The 15,946-nt window shown below is 71.0% G+C and carries 9 protein-coding genes and 1 pseudogene; 6 read left to right on the forward strand and 4 right to left on the reverse strand.

All coding sequences use genetic code 11. The annotated features are described in order from the left end of the window. Window positions 1-62: 62 nt before the first annotated feature. Window positions 63-1,574, reverse strand: coding sequence for a carotenoid oxygenase family protein (locus tag ACT1U9_RS28415; RefSeq protein ID WP_444535466.1), 1,512 nt, complete (start codon window positions 1,572-1,574; stop codon window positions 63-65). A gap of 311 nt (window positions 1,575-1,885) precedes the next feature. On the opposite strand from ACT1U9_RS28415, the gene ACT1U9_RS28420 reads away from it, so the two are divergent. Beyond that, window positions 1,886-2,302 carry an SsgA family sporulation/cell division regulator gene (locus tag ACT1U9_RS28420; protein WP_444535467.1) on the forward strand — a complete coding sequence of 139 codons (417 nt, stop codon included), beginning with the start codon at window positions 1,886-1,888 and terminating at the stop codon, window positions 2,300-2,302. A 134-nt stretch (window positions 2,303-2,436) separates the two neighbouring features. On the opposite strand, the gene xylB is transcribed toward ACT1U9_RS28420, so the two are convergent. After that, window positions 2,437-3,918: a xylulokinase gene (gene xylB, locus ACT1U9_RS28425; protein WP_444535468.1), complete on the reverse strand. Its 1,482-nt coding sequence runs from the start codon at window positions 3,916-3,918 to the stop codon at window positions 2,437-2,439. 171 nt (window positions 3,919-4,089) lie between these two features. On the opposite strand from xylB, the gene xylA reads away from it, so the two are divergent. After that, on the forward strand, window positions 4,090-5,259 hold the full coding sequence (xylA, locus tag ACT1U9_RS28430; protein ID WP_444535469.1) for a xylose isomerase: 1,170 nt from the start codon (window positions 4,090-4,092) through the stop codon (window positions 5,257-5,259). Between the two features lie 27 nt (window positions 5,260-5,286). On the opposite strand, the gene ACT1U9_RS28435 is transcribed toward xylA, so the two are convergent. Further along, the gene (locus ACT1U9_RS28435; protein ID WP_444535470.1) at window positions 5,287-6,528 is read right to left on the reverse strand and encodes an ROK family protein; all 1,242 of its coding nucleotides are present in this window, start codon (window positions 6,526-6,528) and stop codon (window positions 5,287-5,289) included. 181 nt (window positions 6,529-6,709) lie between these two features. On the opposite strand from ACT1U9_RS28435, the gene ACT1U9_RS28440 reads away from it, so the two are divergent. The 3 genes and pseudogenes from ACT1U9_RS28440 to pulA all read left to right on the forward strand — a co-directional run bounded on the left by ACT1U9_RS28440 (window position 6,710) and on the right by pulA (window position 14,565). Continuing rightward, window positions 6,710-7,357 (forward strand): LUD domain-containing protein, encoded by a 648-nt coding sequence (locus ACT1U9_RS28440; protein WP_223184933.1) that lies wholly within the window; start codon window positions 6,710-6,712, stop codon window positions 7,355-7,357. 289 nt (window positions 7,358-7,646) lie between these two features. Then, window positions 7,647-9,050, forward strand: a pseudogene (locus ACT1U9_RS28445) (alpha-amylase); the annotation flags it as partial. 145 nt (window positions 9,051-9,195) lie between these two features. Then, complete coding sequence (gene pulA, locus ACT1U9_RS28450) at window positions 9,196-14,565, forward strand: pullulanase-type alpha-1,6-glucosidase (protein ID WP_444535471.1); 5,370 nt, start codon at window positions 9,196-9,198, stop codon at window positions 14,563-14,565. 39 nt (window positions 14,566-14,604) lie between these two features. On the opposite strand, the gene ACT1U9_RS28455 is transcribed toward pulA, so the two are convergent. Beyond that, on the reverse strand, window positions 14,605-14,910 hold the full coding sequence (locus ACT1U9_RS28455; protein ID WP_444535472.1) for a MazG-like family protein: 306 nt from the start codon (window positions 14,908-14,910) through the stop codon (window positions 14,605-14,607). A gap of 109 nt (window positions 14,911-15,019) precedes the next feature. Between ACT1U9_RS28455 and ACT1U9_RS28460 the strand changes: the two genes are divergently transcribed. Then, window positions 15,020-15,811 (forward strand): MgtC/SapB family protein, encoded by a 792-nt coding sequence (locus tag ACT1U9_RS28460; RefSeq protein ID WP_444535473.1) that lies wholly within the window; start codon window positions 15,020-15,022, stop codon window positions 15,809-15,811. Window positions 15,812-15,946: the final 135 nt, after the last annotated feature.

The raw sequence follows: 15,946 nt of genomic DNA on the forward strand, positions 1-15,946 counted from the left end.
CGGCGCTCCCCGGGATCGACACGGAACACGGCCGGGCCGTGAACTTTTTCCGCCTCCGGCTTTCAGGCGTCCGCGACCCAGCTGCCATGGAACCCCAGCGGCACCCGTCCCGGCAGATGGATACGGGCGAGCGGTCGCCCGGCGAAGTCCTGGGCCGCCAGAATCAGCAGGTCGGCGGCCCCGCGCTCCGGGTTGTGGACATACGCCAGCGCGTATCCGTCGTCCTCGGCGGCCGCCGGGCCGTCGTGCGCCGGGACGAAGACGGCCTCGCCGACGGCGGCGTCGCGGGGGAGCCGGTGCAGCTGTGAAGTGCCGCGCAGCAGATCGTGTTTGACCAGGGCGTTGCCGAAGGAGCGGTCCGGGGGAACGCCATCGGCCGTCAGATATGCCGTGGACATCGCGGCGGCGGCCGCCGTGTACCCGTACCGGTGGCGCCGGGACACCAGCGCCTCGTTGACCCGGGGGAACTCCTGCGGCCGGTCGTCGAGCCGCCGGGTGCGGACCCGGCCGTGCGTCAGGTCGACCGTCCAGCGGTCCAGGGAGGCGGTCCCGAGCGCGGTGGGCCCGTCGGAGCCCTTGCCGCCGACGAAGAACGGCGCCGGGAAGGTGGTGAGGTCGACGACGACCGTGTCCCCTTCGTCGTACGCGTTGAGCGTGTGCGAGTAGAAGGCGGGCCCGACCTCGAACCATTGCACACTCCCGCCCGCGCGCGGCAGCACACCGACGCGCGCCGGGTGCCGGTCGTTCCACACGTACGGAACGGGCGCGCCCGACGCGGCCGCCGCCGCGTCGAAGGTGACCGGGAAGTCGAAGACGACCACATGCCGTTCGGTCAGCGCGAAGTCGTGCATCATCGGGCTGTCGGCCACAGGGATCCGCGTCGTCCGGGCGACCCGTCCGGTCCGGTCGACGACCAGATGACGTACGTGGTCCCAGGTGGGGTAGTACGCGATGGCGTGCAGTTCGTCGGCGCGCGCGTCGTACTTGGTGTGCGCCGTGAACGCGCCGCTCAGGGTGGAGCGGAAGTCGTACGGGCGCACGGTGTTGAGCTCGCCGTCGAGTTCGTACGGCAGCGGCCCGCTCTCCTGGAGTGCGAGGATGCGTCCCTTGTACGGGATGACGTGCGTGTTGCAGGCGAAGTCGTCCTCGGGGACGGGCCCTTGGTATGGCTCGCCGAGCTTCTTGGCGACGGCGGCCGACCGCACCCAGCGGTTGCGGTACCACTCGGCCCGCCCGTCCCGCAGCCGCACCCCGTGGACCATGCCGTCCCCGAGCATCCAGTGGTGCGCCCGGGGGTCCTCCAGGCCGAGCACATTGGGGCCGGTGCGCAGGTAACGCCCGTTCAGGGAGCGGGGGATGCGGCCGGTGACGGGGAGGCCGAACGCGGTGAGCTCCTCGGTGACGGGGGCGAAGGGGCCGTGGAGGAAGGGCTGGGACGCGGCGGCCGTGCGGACCGGGGCGGTCTGTCCTCCGCGCGGGACCGCGCCCGCCACGCCACCGCTCGCGACCAGAAATCCCCCTGCGGCCGCGCCCGCCGCGCCGCGCAACACGTTCCGCCGACTGTGATCACCCATGGCCGGGCCCCCTGCTCCGTCGTCCGTACCGATCTGTCGCCGACGATCGTCCGCCGTGAGCGGGGGCCGGGTCAGGAGGTCTGGACCCCGGACGGGGGTGGTGCCAGACCCCCGAAGCGCCGTGTTCGCCCCCGGAAATCCGTCCAGGTTTTCCGCATGAATTCCAAGGCCAGGTGTTGATTGTGTGACTATTGAGATGATGTGATGCGAGTCACAGATCGGGAAGCCGGGGTCCGTCCCACGGGCCGTCTGCCGAGGCCGTACGGGCGAAGGAGCCGGAACCGCAGCGCCGGTCAGCAAGGAGCGAGCCGATGTCACCCACCGTCGAACAGTCCGTCCTGGCCCGCCTCGTCACCGATGCGCCCCACCCGGTCACCATCTCGGTGACCCTCAGCTACAGCGCGGCCGACCCACTGGCGGTCGCCATGCTGTTCCCACCCGAGGTCTCCCTCCACGACGAGGGCGTGACCTGGGTCTTCGCCCGCAATCTGCTCGACGGGGGCCTGCGCGACGAGGTCGGCGCGGGCGACGTCCACCTCTGGCCGACCAGCCGCACCCGCACCATGGTCGAACTGAGCTCCCCGGACGGCCGGGCACTCCTGGAATTCGAAACGGCGACGCTACGAAGCTTCCTGTTCCTGACGTACGCGGCCGTCCCCGCCGACGTCGAGGACGCGGACCTGGACATGGACAGCGCGCTGGCGGAGCTGCTGCGAGAGACCCGCTGACCTGGAACGACGTCTGCGGACCGTGCTGGGCCGCTCGCGCAGTTGCCCGCGCCCCTATGGGTGCCGGACGCATTTAGGGGCGCGGGGAACTGCGCGACCAACCACGCACGATCCGCAGCCGAACAGCAAGGCTCCTACTGCCCGCCGAGCAGCGAAGGCGTGGCGTGGTCCAGGACCGTGGCGATCCGTGACCACGTCGACGCATCACGCCGCACGGGGTCCAGCGCACGACCAGCCCCCGCACCCCACCCGCTCGCGAAACCCACCGCATCCCCACCCGTCGCCGCCGCCAAGGCAAGCGCGGCGGCGCCAAGCGCGACCGGCTCGGCGACCCGGGGCACGATCAGAGGCCGCCCCGAAAGCCGCCGCACGGTCTCGACCCACGTACGCCCCCGCGCACCCCCACCGATCAACCGCAGCGGACGGGTCGCGACGCCCGGGTCGAAGGGGTCGAGCCCGCACACGCGCAGCAGGTCGTCGAGCGCGCGCAGCGCGGTGAACACGGCACCCTCGTACGCGGCCCCGAGCAGCTGACGCCCCGAGGTGGCATGCCGCAACCCCGTGAGCAGCCCGGCGGCGGTCGGCAGATCGGGCGTGCGCTCACCGTCGAGATAGGGCAGGAACACCGCCTCACCACCCGGCACCGCGTCATCGCGGTCGAGGCCGAGCAGCGAGGCAACCTTGTCCACTGCAAGAGTGCAGTTCAGGGTGCAGGCGAGCGGCAAGTAGGTGCCGTCCGTGGCGGCGAAACCGGAGAGCCCTACCGATGCAGGACGCGTGCGCGTCGCCGCGAACACCGTCCCGGACGTGCCGAGGCTGAGGACGGGATGGTCGAGCAGCCCGGTGCCGCCCAGGCCGAGCCCGACGGCGGCGGCCATGTTGTCCCCGGTCCCGGCGGCGACCGCGATCCCTGCGGGGAGGCCGAGTGCCGAGGCGGCGGTGGCCGTCAGCGATCCGACACGGGTCGAACCGGTCGCCGCGACCCGCGGCAGCAACTCGCCATCCAGACCGATGAGTTGAAGCAACTCGGTGTCATAGGCGCCGATCGCCGTCGAGTACCACCCCGTGCCCGACGCGTCCCCGGGGTCGGTGACGGCGACGCCCGCAAGCCGCTCGGTGAGGAAGTCGTGGGGGAGCCGCACCCCGGCCGCGGCGGCGGCGGTCGCGGGCTCGTTCTCGTACAGCCAACGCCACTTCGCGGCGGTCACGGCGGCGACCGGGACGGAACCCGTGCGGGCCGTCCACGCCGAGGGTCCGCCGAGCGCTTCGGTGAGGGCGGCGGCCTGCGGGGCGGAGCGGGTGTCGTTCCAGAGCAGGGCCGGGCGCAGCGGCCGTCCGCCCCGGTCGAGGACGACCAGGCCGTGCTGCTGTCCGGCGACCGCGATGCCGACGACGGCCGAGGCGGGCACGCCCGACTCCTTCAGCCCGGCCCCGACAGCTTCGCACAGCGCACGCCACCACTCCTCGGGGTCGCTCTCGCGGGCCCCTGCCGTGCCGTCGACCCGGTGCGGGGCGCGGCCCACGGCGAGCGTGCGCCCGGTGTCCGCGTCGACGAACAGCGCTTTCGTGGACTGCGTGGAGCTGTCCACCCCGATGACGACCGGGCCCGGCGGCATACGGGCACCCCTTCCTCGACGGATCCCGAGCAACGGCCACGAGCGACCCTCGGGCCTCATTTGCGCGCGGCAGAAACAAATTAGGTGAACGCCCGGGCTTCCGGAAGCCGCCGCGATCATGTCATATTCGTCATGCTAGAAAACAAATAGCGTACCGAGGTGGCCAGGACAATGACGGAACGCTTCACCCCCACCCCCGAGGACAAGTTCACCTTCGGCCTGTGGACCGTGGGCTGGCAGGGGCGCGACCCGTTCGGCGACGCGACCCGCGCGCCCCTCGACCCGGTGGAGACGGTCCACCGGCTCGCGGACCTCGGGGCGTACGGCGTGACCTTCCACGACGACGACCTCATCCCGTTCGGCTCGTCCGAGGCCGAGCGGGACGCGCACGTCAAGCGCTTCCGGCACGCGCTCGACGCCACCGGGCTCACGGTCCCGATGGCCACCACAAACCTCTTCACGCACCCCGTCTTCAAGGACGGCGCCTTCACCGCCAACGACCGGGAGGTACGCCGGTTCGCGCTGCGCAAGACCCTCCGCAACATCGACCTCGCCGTCGAGCTGGGCGCGCGGGTGTACGTGGCATGGGGCGGCCGGGAAGGCGCGGAGTCCGGGGCGGCGAAGGACGTGCGGGTCGCGCTCGACCGGCTGAAGGAAGCGTTCGACCTGCTGGGCGAGTACGTGGTGAGCCAGGGGTACGACCTGCGGTTCGCCGTCGAGCCCAAGCCGAACGAGCCGCGCGGGGACATCCTGCTGCCGACCGTCGGGCACGCGCTCGCCTTCATCGAGCGCCTTGAGCGCCCCGAACTGGTCGGAGTGAACCCGGAGACAGGGCACGAGCAGATGGCCGGGCTCAACTTCACCCACGGCATCGCCCAGGCGCTGTGGGCGGGCAAGCTCTTCCACATCGACCTCAACGGCCAGTCCGGCATCAAGTACGACCAGGACCTGCGGTTCGGGGCGGGGAACGTGCGGGACGCGTTCTGGGTGGTCGACCTGCTGGAGTCGGCGGGCTACGAGGGCCCGCGCCACTTCGACTTCAAGCCGCCGCGCACGGAGGACGCCGACGGGGTATGGGCGTCGGCCGCGGGCAACATGCGTACGTATCTGATCCTGCGCGAGCGCGCCGCCGCCTTCCGCGCCGACCCGGTGGTACGGGAGGCACTGCGCGCGGCCCGCCTCGACGGCCTCGCCCGCCCGACGGCTCCGGACGGCCTCGCCGGGCTGCTCGCGGACCGGTCGGCCTTCGAGGACTTCGACGCGGAGGCGGCGGGGGCACGCGGCATGGCGTTCGAGCGCCTCGACCAGCTGGCGCTGGACCACTTGCTGGGCACGCGCTGAGCCCTGTTGGGCGTACGCAGGATCAGCTCAGCCCGCCGACTCCTCCCGCGCCCACCCCGCCGGGTCGTCCAGTACGTCCTCGACGACCAGCGCCGCCGCGCCCCGAGCCGCGTCCCCCGCCGCCGATGACGCGCGCAGCCTGCCGCTGTCCCGGGGCCAGAGGCCCGACACCACGCGTTCGGCCAGTTCGGCGTCGGCCGGGGCCGACAGCCAGGGCAGCAGCGGGCGGTAGATCCCGCCGAGCACGACGGCCTCCGGGTCCAGGAGGTTGACCGCGCCGGAGAGCACCCGGCCCAGCATCAGCCCGGCCGTGGAGACGGCCGCGACCGCGCGCTCGTCGCCCGCGCGGGCCCGGCGCTCCAGTTCGGCGACGCCCGCCGCACCGGAGTTCTCGTCGATGCCCGCCGTACGCAGCAGCGCGAGCTGGCCCGCGTACTGCTCCAGGCAGCCGCGCGCGCCGCAGCGGCACGGGGGTCCGGCCGGGTCGAGCGGCACATGGCCGATCTCCCCGGCGAAGCCATGGGCGCCGCGCAGGAGTTCACCGTCGAGCACCAGCGCGCCGCCGACCCCGATCTCGCCGGATACGTACAGGAACGTACGGGCTTCGTCCCGGCCGCCGAACCAGAGCTCCGCGAGGGCCGCGAGGTTGGCCTCGTTCTCGGAACGCACCGGCAGCGCGCGTGTGCCGGGGCGCAGTTGCGTGAGCGCCTGCGCGAACAGGTCCTGCGCGGGCACCTTGTTCCAGCCCAGGTTGGGCGCCTGGCGGACCTTACCGGCGGTCACCAGGCCCGGCAGCGCGAGCGTCACCCCGGCCGGGCGCAGCTCCTGTTCGTGGGCCGAGTCCAGGGCGCGTGAGGCGATCCCGGCCGCGCGGGCCAGCACCTCGGCGGGGGCGGCGCCCCGGTTGTCCAGATGTTCGGTGAGCCGCACTCGATCAGTTCCGGCCAGGTCGACAACGCAGACGGTGACGTAGTCGACGTTGATCTCGACCCCGGCTCCGGCGGGTCCGGTCCGCGCGGGCTTGAGTACGGTGCCCGGCCGCCCGGCCTGTCCGCTGAACGTCTTGCCCGACTCGGTCAGGCAGCCGCTCTCCAGCAACTGCTCCACCAGCGACGATACGGCGGCCCGGGTCAGTCCCACCCGTGCCGCGACGGCGGCCCGGGTCGTCTCGCCCTCGTCGTGGACCGCCCGGAGCACCAGGCTGAGGTTGTGCCGCCGCACGGTGTCCTTGTCGGCCTTGGGCGCCAGCGGAGTGGGATTGCTCTTCATCTCGTGGCCGAGCCTATGCGATCGGACAAGCGCCGCAGTTGACCGATCCGGCGCCACTCGAACGCGACTCGCGTCCCGGTCGCTAGTTTTTGACGCGGAGTCCGATCGGGGAGGTCGGACACGGGGCCGCCCGGCGCGACCGGTGCGCGGGGCGGCGATATCTCTTGTGAAGGGCATGACCATGAGTGAGAAGACCATCCAGACGCTGCCGGCCGACGAGACCTTCGCGGTCCCGGCGAGCGCCGAGAGCGTCGAGCGGGCGGCCGAGGCCCTGCGCGGCAACGGCTTTGCGGTGCACATAGTGGACACGGCGGCCGACGCCCGCAAGCTCGTGAACGAGGCCCTGCCCACCGACAAGTCGGTCTTCGCGGCGACGAGCGAGACCCTGCGGCTCTCCGGCATCCAGGCGGACATCGACGAGTCGGGCCGCTTCAAGAGCATGCGCGCCGAGCAGGCCGACTGGGACCAGCGCGGCGCCCGCCGCGACGACGTGCGCACCTCGCGCTCCGCGCCCGACGTGGTCGTGGGCAGCGTGCACGCCGTCACCGAGGACGGGCGCCTGGTCACCGGCTCGGCCAGTGGCAGCCAGCTCGGCGCGTACGCGTTCGGTGCGGGCAAGACGATCTGGGTCGTCGGTGCACAGAAGGTCGTCGCCGACCTGGACACCGCACTGCGCCGCCTGGAGACGTACTCGCTGCCCAAGGAGGACGTCCGCGCCCAGACCGTGATGGGCCAGCGCAGTGTTCTCGCCAAGATCCTCATCAACGGCCGCGAGGTCATCCCGTTCCGCAGCACGGTCGTCCTCGTCCGCGAGGCGATCGGCTTCTGAGCCCTCCTGGCCGAGGGCCGTTGGCCAACGGCCCCTGAAGACCGCCCGAGCCGCCGTACGGACCGTCACCGTGCGGCGGCTCTTGCTTGGCGCATGGCTGCAATATCTTGCGGAGGCTTTTGCGGGCGACGGGGAGCGAGGTTTCCGCCATATGTCGAGGTGGTGTCCAAGGGGTTGACCGAAAGCTGTTGGCCGCTTTACGGTCTCGACCGCAACCTGTTGCCGGTTGTTTCAGCAAGAACATTCAGCAACCGCTCCGTCACCCGCGTCCCGCACGGAGGATCCCCCCATGGACGGTCGGACCCGCAGCACCCCCCGCACCCGTAGACCACTCGCCGCCGCAATCGCCCTGGTCGGGGCGGCCGGCGGGCTCGTCGTCGGCTCTCCCGGGGCCCGGGCGGCGGCGCCCGGGCCCAAGGACGTGACCGCCGTCCTGTTCGAGTGGAACTTCGCCTCCGTCGCCAAGGCGTGCACCGATGAACTCGGCCCGGACGGCTATGGATACGTCCAGGTCTCGCCGCCCCAGGAACGTATACAGGGCGACCCGTGGTGGACCGCCTACCAGCCCGTCAGCTACAAGATCGGCAGCCGTCTCGGCGACCGGGCCGCGTTCCAGGCCATGGTGAACACCTGCCACGCGGCGGGCGTCAAGGTGGTCGCCGACTCGGTGATCAACCACATGACCAACGCGTCGGGCATCGGCTCGGCCGGTTCGTCCTTCACCAAGTACGACTATCCGGGCACCTACTCGGCGGCCGACATGGACGACTGCACCTCGCCGGTCACCAACTACCAGGACCGCTGGAACGTCCAGCACTGCGAGCTGGTGAACCTGGCGGACCTCGACACCGGCGAGGAGTACGTCCGCAAGACCATCGCCGGGTACCTCAACGACCTGCTCTCGCTCGGCGTCGACGGCTTCCGTATCGACGCGGCCAAGCACATCCCCGCCGACGACCTCGCCAACATCAAGTCCCGGCTGACCGAGCCGGGCGTCTACTGGAAGCAGGAGACGATCTACGGCGCGGGCGAAGCGGTGCAGCCGACCGAGTACCTCGGCACCGGCGACGCGCAGGAGTTCCGTTACTCCTGGGACCTCAAGCGGGTGTTCAACAACGAGAAGCTCGCGTATCTGAAGAACTACGGCGAGGGCTGGGGCTATATGCCCAGCGGCCAGGCGTCGGTGTTCGTCGACAACCACGACACCGAGCGCGGCGGCCAGACCCTCAACTACCGGGACGGCGCCAAGTACACGCTCGCGCATGTCTTCATGCTGGCCTGGCCGTACGGCTCGCCGGACGTCCACTCCGGCTACGAGTTCAGCAGCACGGACGCGGGGCCGCCCGACAACGGCCAGATGAACGCCTGTTACCAGGACGGCTGGAAGTGCCAGCACGCCTGGCCCGAGATCCGGTCCATGGTGAAGTTCCGCAACACCGCGAGCGGGGCGGCGGTGAGCAACTGGTGGGACGACGGCAACAACGCGATCGCGTTCGGCCGGGGCGACAAGGCGTTCGTGGCGATCAACCACGAGGGCTCGTCGCTCACCCGGACCTTCCAGACCTCGCTCGCGGCGGGCGGCTACTGCGACGTCCAGAGCGGGAAGCCGGTCACCGTCGACGGCTCCGGGCAGTTCACCGCGACCCTCGCCCCGGACACCGCGCTCGCGCTGCACGTGGGCGCGAGGACCTGTTAGCGCCACGAACACTGCCAGGGACACCGCGACGAACACCTCGCGCGGCTGAGCCCCCACGGCCGGGCTGCCCGGCGCCCGCACTGTCGGCGCCGGGCAGCCCAACGGCCCCCGCACCCATCCACGTACGACCGAGGAGTCCCCGGTGATCCCCCTGCGCAGAACCGCGGTCGCGCTCGCGGCCGCCCTGTGCGCGGCGCTCGTTCCCGCGCTGCCCGTCTCCGCCGCGCCACGGCCACCGGCGCCGCCGAGTGACGCACGGCTGGCCGCCGAGCCCGCCCGCCATGACGCGACACGGGAGCAGTTCTACTTCCTGCTGCCGGACCGGTTCGCCAACGGGGACACCTCCAACGACCGTGGCGGGCTTACCGGTTCGCGGCTGCAGACCGGGTACGACCCCACCGACAGGGGCTTCTACCAGGGCGGGGACCTCAAGGGGGTCACCCAGCGGCTCGACTACATCAAAGGGCTCGGGACGACGGCCATCTGGCTCGCCCCGATCTTCAAGAACAAGCCGGTGCAGGGCACGGGCAAGGACGCCTCGGCCGGCTACCACGGCTACTGGATCACCGACTTCACCCAGGTCGACCCGCACTTCGGCACCAACGCCGAGCTCGCCCACCTGATCGACCGGGCGCACGCCAAGGGCATGAAGGTCTTCTTCGACGTCATCACCAACCACACGGCCGACACCGTCGACTACGCCGAGAAGCAGTACGGCTACCGCTCCAAGGGCGCCTACCCGTATCTGGACACCGAGGGCCGCCCCTTCGACGACCGCGCGGGCATCCCGAAGGTGAACGCCGCCTCCTTCCCGTACACCCCGGTGGTCCCGGCCGCCGAGAAGAACGCGAAGGTGCCGGCCTGGCTCAACGACCCGACGATGTACCACAACCGGGGCGACTCGACGTTCGCGGGCGAGAGCGCGGAGTATGGCGACTTCGCCGGGCTCGACGACCTGTGGACCGAACGGCCCGAGGTCGTCAGCGGCATGGAGCGGATCTACGAGAAGTGGGTCGGCGAGTTCGGCGTCGACGGGTTCCGCGTGGACACGGTCAAGCACGTCGACATGGACTTCTGGACGCAGTGGGTGACGGCCCTGGACGCGTACGCGGCGCGGCACGGGCGCCCGAACTTCTTCCTCTACGGCGAGGTGTACTCCGGGGACCCGGCCATCACCTCCCCGTATGTCACCAGGGGCAGGCTGGACGCGACGCTGGACTTCCCGCTCCAGCAGGCGATGCGCGGCTACGCCTCGCAGGGCGGTTCGGCGGGGGACCTGTCGGCGGTCCTCGGCCAGGACTACCGCTACACCACCGACAAGGCCAACGCCTATGAGCAGGTGACCTTCCTCGGCAACCACGACATGGGCCGCATCGGCTCGTTCCTCCTCCAGGACAACCCGAAGGCGGACGGTGCGGAGCTGCTGCGGCGCGACGAGCTGGCCCACGAGCTGATGTTCCTCAGCCGGGGCAACCCGGTGGTCTACTACGGCGACGAGCAGGGCTTCACGGGCCCGGGCGGCGACAAGGACGCCCGCCAGACCATGTTCGCCTCCAAGGTCCCCGACTATCTCGCCGACACCGAGATCGGCACGACCCGTACGCACGCGAGCAGTGCTTTCGATCCGGAGCACCCTCTCTACAAGGAGATCGCTGCTCTCTCCAAGCTCCGCAAGGAGAACCCGGCGCTCGCCGACGGTGTGCAGACCGAGCGGTACGCGGCCTCCGGCAAGGGCGTCTACGCGTTCTCCCGCACCGATGCGAAGAGCGGCACCGAGTACGTCGTCGCGGTCAACAACGCGACCGAGGCGAAGAGCGCCGAGTTCGCGACCGGCTCCGCGAACACCGCATTCCACGGCATCTACGGGGCTACTGACACGGCCACCACTTCCGCCGACCAGCGGATCACCGTACGCGTGCCCGCCCTCTCCGCCGTCGTCTACAAGGCGACCAAGCCCCTTGCCGCCCCCGCCGCGAAGCCCTCGCTCACCCTGCGGGCCCCGGCCGCCGGTGCCACCGGTGATGTCGAGATCGCGGCGGACGTCGACGGCGGTCAGCTGAACCGTGTGGTCTTCGCCGCCCAGGTCGGCAACGCCAAGTGGCAGGTGCTCGGGTCGGCCGACCACGCCCCGTACAAGGTGCCCCAGCACCTCCCCGGCACAGTTGCCGCCGGAACGCCCTTGCGCTACAAGGCAGTTGTGGTCGATTCGGCCGGGCACACCGCGAGCGCCACCGCCACCACGACCAGCGGCACGCCCGCCGTCGACCCCGTCCCCACCGCCGCCAGCCGTGACTACGCCGTCGTCCACTACAAGCGCCCCGCAGGCGACTACGCCGACTGGCGCCTGTACGCCTGGGGCGACCTCGCCGACGGCGAGTCCACCACCTGGCCCGCAGGCCATGACTTCGTGGGCCGGGACGCCTACGGCGCCTTCGCGTACGTCAAGCTCAAGCCGGGCGCGTCCACCGTCGGCTTCCTCGTGGTCGACAAGAACGGCACCAAGGACGTCGCCGCCGACCGCACCATCGACCTCTCCAGGACCGGCGAGGTCTGGGTCGAGCAGGGCAAGGACGGGATGGCGACCACACCGCCCGCCGGTGCCCACCCGCCGCAGGACACCGCCAAGGCTGTCGTCCACTACCACCGCGCCGACGGCGACTACACCGGCTGGGGCATCCACACCTGGACCGGTGCCGCCTCGCCCACCGACTGGTCGAACCCGCTCAAGCCCGTGCGCACCGACGCCTTCGGCGCGGTCTTCGAGGTACCGCTCAAGGACGGGGCGAGCAGCCTGAGTTACATCGTCCACAAGGGCGACACCAAGGAGTTCGCCACCGACCGTTCCCTGGACTTCTCGACGTACGGGCACGAGGTATGGCTCCTGGACGGTGTCGAGAAGTATCTGCTGCCCTCGGTCGCGGGCTCCGACGCCGACCTCGACCTCACCAAGGCCAAGGCGCAGTGGATCGACCGTGACGCCGTCGCCTGGGACACCGGTGCCACGGCGGCGAGCTACCAACTGGTGTACGCGCCGAACGGCGGTCTCGCCGTGAAGGACGGCACCCTCACCGGCGACGGACGCTGGCTGCGGCTCGTCCCCGTCAAGGGCGGCCTCACCGACGCCCAGAAGGCCAAGTTCCCGCAGCTCAAGAAGTACGCGGCGTTCACGGTCGACCCGCGCGACCGCGCCCGCGTCACCCAGGCCCTCACCGGCCAGATCGTCGCCACCCAGCGCCTCGACAACGGCGCGCTGCTCGCGGCCACCGGCGTCCAGACCCAGGGCGTCCTCGACGACGTGTACAGCCCGGCGGCGACCAAGGCCGCACTCGGCCCGGTGTTCCGCGCCGGCCGTCCCACCCTGTCGCTCTGGGCCCCTACCGCCCAGAAGGTCGCGCTCGATCTGGGCGGCCGTACGGTCGCGATGCACCGCGACAACAGCTCCGGCGTCTGGTCGGTCACCGGCCCCAAGAGCTGGGCGGGCAAGCCGTACCGGTACGCGGTGACGGTGTGGGCGCCCAGCGTCCAGAAGGTCGTCACCAACGTGGTCACCGACCCGTACTCGACCGCGCTCACCACCGACTCGGCCCGCAGCCTGGTGGTCGACCTCGCCGACCCGAAGCTCGCGCCCAAGGGGTGGGCCACGCTGCGCAAGCCCGCCGCCGTGCCGCTGCGCGCCGCGCAGATCCAGGAGCTGCACATCCGCGACTTCTCCATCGCGGATCCCACCTCCCGCCACCCGGGCCAGTACCTGGCGTTCACGGACACAGGCTCGGACGGCATGAAGCACCTTGCCCAGCTCGCCCGCTCCGGCACCTCGTACGTCCACCTCCTGCCCGCCTTCGACATCGCCACGATCCCCGAGAAGAAGTCCGACCAGGCCGTGCCCGCCTGTGACTTGAAGGTGTACGCGCCGGACTCGGCCGAGCAGCAGGCGTGTGTGGCGAAGAGCGCCGCGAAGGACGCGTACAACTGGGGTTACGACCCGCTGCACTACACCGTGCCCGAGGGTTCGTACGCCAGTGACCCCGAGGGGACGCGGCGCACGGTCGAGTTCCGGCAGATGGTGCAGGGCCTGAACGGGGCCGGGCTGCGCACGGTGATGGACGTGGTCTACAACCACACCACCGCCGGCGGCCAGGCCGACCACTCGATCCTCGACAAGATCGTGCCCGGCTACTACCAACGACTCCTCGCGGACGGCACGGTGGCCACCTCCACCTGCTGCGCCAACACCGCGCCCGAGAACGCCATGATGGGCAAGCTCGTCGTGGACTCGGTGGTCACCTGGGCCAAGCAGTACAAGGTCGACGGCTTCCGCTTCGATCTGATGGGCCATCACCCCAAGGCCAACATCCTGGCCGTCCGCAAGGCGCTCGACGCGCTGACCCCGGCCAAGGACGGCGTGGACGGCAAGAAGATCGTGCTGTACGGGGAGGGCTGGAACTTCGGGGAGGTCGCCGACGACGCGCGGTTCGTCCAGGCCACCCAGAAGAACATGGCGGGCACCGGCATCGCGACCTTCTCGGACCGGGCGCGGGACGCGGTGCGCGGCGGCGGCCCCTTCGACGAGGACCCGGGCGTCCAGGGCTTCGCCTCGGGCCTGTACACCGACCCCAACTCCTCGGCGGCCAACGGCACTCCGACCGAGCAGCGGGCCCGGCTGCTGCACTACCAGGACCTGATCAAGGTCGGCCTCTCCGGCAGCCTGGCCGCGTACACCTTCACCGACACCTCGGGCCGTACGGTCAAGGGTGCGGACGTCGACTACAACGGCGCACCGGCCGGATACGCCGCCGCCCCCGGCGACGCGCTCGCCTACACCGACGCGCACGACAACGAGTCGCTGTACGACGCGCTGGCCTTCAAGCTGCCGCGGTCGACGTCGCCGGCCGACCGGGCCCGTATGCAGGTGCTCGCCCTCGCGACGGCCGCGCTCTCGCAGGGTCCGGCGCTCTCCCAGGCCGGTACGGATCTGCTGCGCTCAAAGTCCCTGGACCGCAACTCCTTCGACAGCGGCGACTGGTTCAACGCGATCCACTGGAACTGCAAGGACGGCAACGGCTTCGGCCGGGGCCTGCCGCAGGCGGCGGACAACAAGTCCAAGTGGGCTTACGCCAAGGCCCTGTTGACGGCGTCCACGCTCACCGTCGGCTGCCCGCAGATCAACGGCGCTTCCGCCGCGTACCAGGATCTGCTGAGGATCCGTACGACGGACCCGGCGTTCCGCCTCGCCACCGCCGCCGAGGTGCAGACCGCGCTCTCGTTCCCGCTGTCGGGCAAGGACGAGACGCCGGGTGTGATCACCATGCGGCTCGGCGGCCTGGTCGTCGTCTTCAACGCGACCCCGGACCGCCAGACCCAGCGGGTGGCGGACCTGGCGGGCAAGGCGTACGCCCTGCACCCGGTCCAGTCGTCGGGCGCCGATCCGACGGTCAAGTCCTCGTCGTACGAGGCGGGTTCGGGCACCTTCACCGTCCCCGCGCGCACGGTCGCCGTGTTCGCGCAGCGGTAGTCCCGCAAGAGACGGGCCGTCCTCCCCGGACGGCCCGTCTCAGCCTTCCGTGACCCGGATCAGCACGCCCCGCTCGTCGCGTTCGTACCGTCGGCGGCGGTTCTTCTCCAGTTTGCGGGCGACCTCGTCGTCGAGGTCGACGCCGTTCATCTCGGCGAGCGCCACCAGATAGAGGAAGACGTCGGCCAGTTCCTCGCCGAAGTCCGGCAGCCGTTTGCGCCAGGCGGTGAACGCCTCGCCCACCTCGGCGCTCAGCAGACCGAACTCCAGGGGCACGTCCGTGACGTTGAACCCCTTGTCGATCTTGTTCTCCCAGGCCTGCTCCTGAGCGCTCCGGATCTCCAAGCTTCCCCTCCGTGCCTACGGCCCCCGCCCGGCCAGCCTAACCCCGTTCAACACCGCGCCCCGAGCCGCCGATAGGAGAGGGACGGCGCGACGGCGAGGGGTACGGAACATGCTCAACGAGTGGCATACGGCGGCCAACATCGGGGCCGGTCTGGGCTACGGCGCGATCATCGGCCTGGAGCGCCAGTGGCGGGCCCGGATGGCGGGCCTGCGGACCAACGCGCTGGTGGCGGCGGGCTCCGCGCTCTTCGTGCTGCTCTCGATCTACGGCTTCGCGGGCGCGACCAGCAGCACCGGCTACGACGGCTCGCGGGTGGCCGCGCAGATCGTCTCCGGCATCGGTTTCCTCGGCGCCGGTGTGATCATGCGTGACGGGCTGAGCGTACGCGGTTTGAACACCGCCGCCACCCTGTGGTGTTCGGCGGCGGTCGGCGCGCTCGCGGGGGCCGGGCTTTACGGGGTGGCCGCGCTCGGGACGACCGGGGTGGTCGGGGCGAACCTGCTGCTGCGGCCGCTGGGCCGACGCCTGGACCGTGAGCCGCACGGCGGGGTCGAGATCGGCACGGACTATCTGTTCGAGGTGGTGTGCGCCGAGCCGGAGGAGGCGCATGTGCGCACGCTCGCCGTGCAGGCCCTGTCCCGGCCGGGCTTCCGGCTGCGCTCGGTGCTCAGCCAGGACGCCGACACCCCGGGCAAGGTCACCGTGGCCGCCGAGCTCACCACCGAGCGCCGCGACGACAGCATGCTCGAAGAGGCGGTGAGCAGGCTGTCGTTGGAACCTGCCGTATCGGCGGTGAGCTGGACCGTGCTGCACCACCCCGACGACAACGACGACGACGAGTACCCCGGCGAGTCCCGGCGCCGCCGCTACCGGGTCCGCAACTTCTTCAACCACCCCTAATGAACAAAATCGGACCCCCGCGTTCAGCTTTCGAAGCGATCTTCATGTAAAACAGTGCGGGACCGGTCAATGACAGTGTGTACTGGGCACGTTCGCCTCCCGGGGCGCGCGTGCGCATGCCCTCCTTCTGATCCC

The organism is Streptomyces sp. BR1 (assembly GCF_052373795.1).
In the GTDB taxonomy this organism is placed as follows: domain Bacteria; phylum Actinomycetota; class Actinomycetes; order Streptomycetales; family Streptomycetaceae; genus Streptomyces.

Coding starts and splice junctions, on each gene's coding strand:
- ACT1U9_RS28415 (WP_444535466.1), bottom strand. CDS start 1,574: ATGGGTGATCACAGTCGGCGGAACGTGTTGCGCGGCGCGGCGGGCGCG.
- ACT1U9_RS28420 (WP_444535467.1), top strand. CDS start 1,886: ATGTCACCCACCGTCGAACAGTCCGTCCTGGCCCGCCTCGTCACCGAT.
- xylB (WP_444535468.1), bottom strand. CDS start 3,918: ATGCCGCCGGGCCCGGTCGTCATCGGGGTGGACAGCTCCACGCAGTCC.
- xylA (WP_444535469.1), top strand. CDS start 4,090: ATGACGGAACGCTTCACCCCCACCCCCGAGGACAAGTTCACCTTCGGC.
- ACT1U9_RS28435 (WP_444535470.1), bottom strand. CDS start 6,528: ATGAAGAGCAATCCCACTCCGCTGGCGCCCAAGGCCGACAAGGACACC.
- ACT1U9_RS28440 (WP_223184933.1), top strand. CDS start 6,710: ATGAGTGAGAAGACCATCCAGACGCTGCCGGCCGACGAGACCTTCGCG.
- ACT1U9_RS28460 (WP_444535473.1), top strand. CDS start 15,020: ATGCTCAACGAGTGGCATACGGCGGCCAACATCGGGGCCGGTCTGGGC.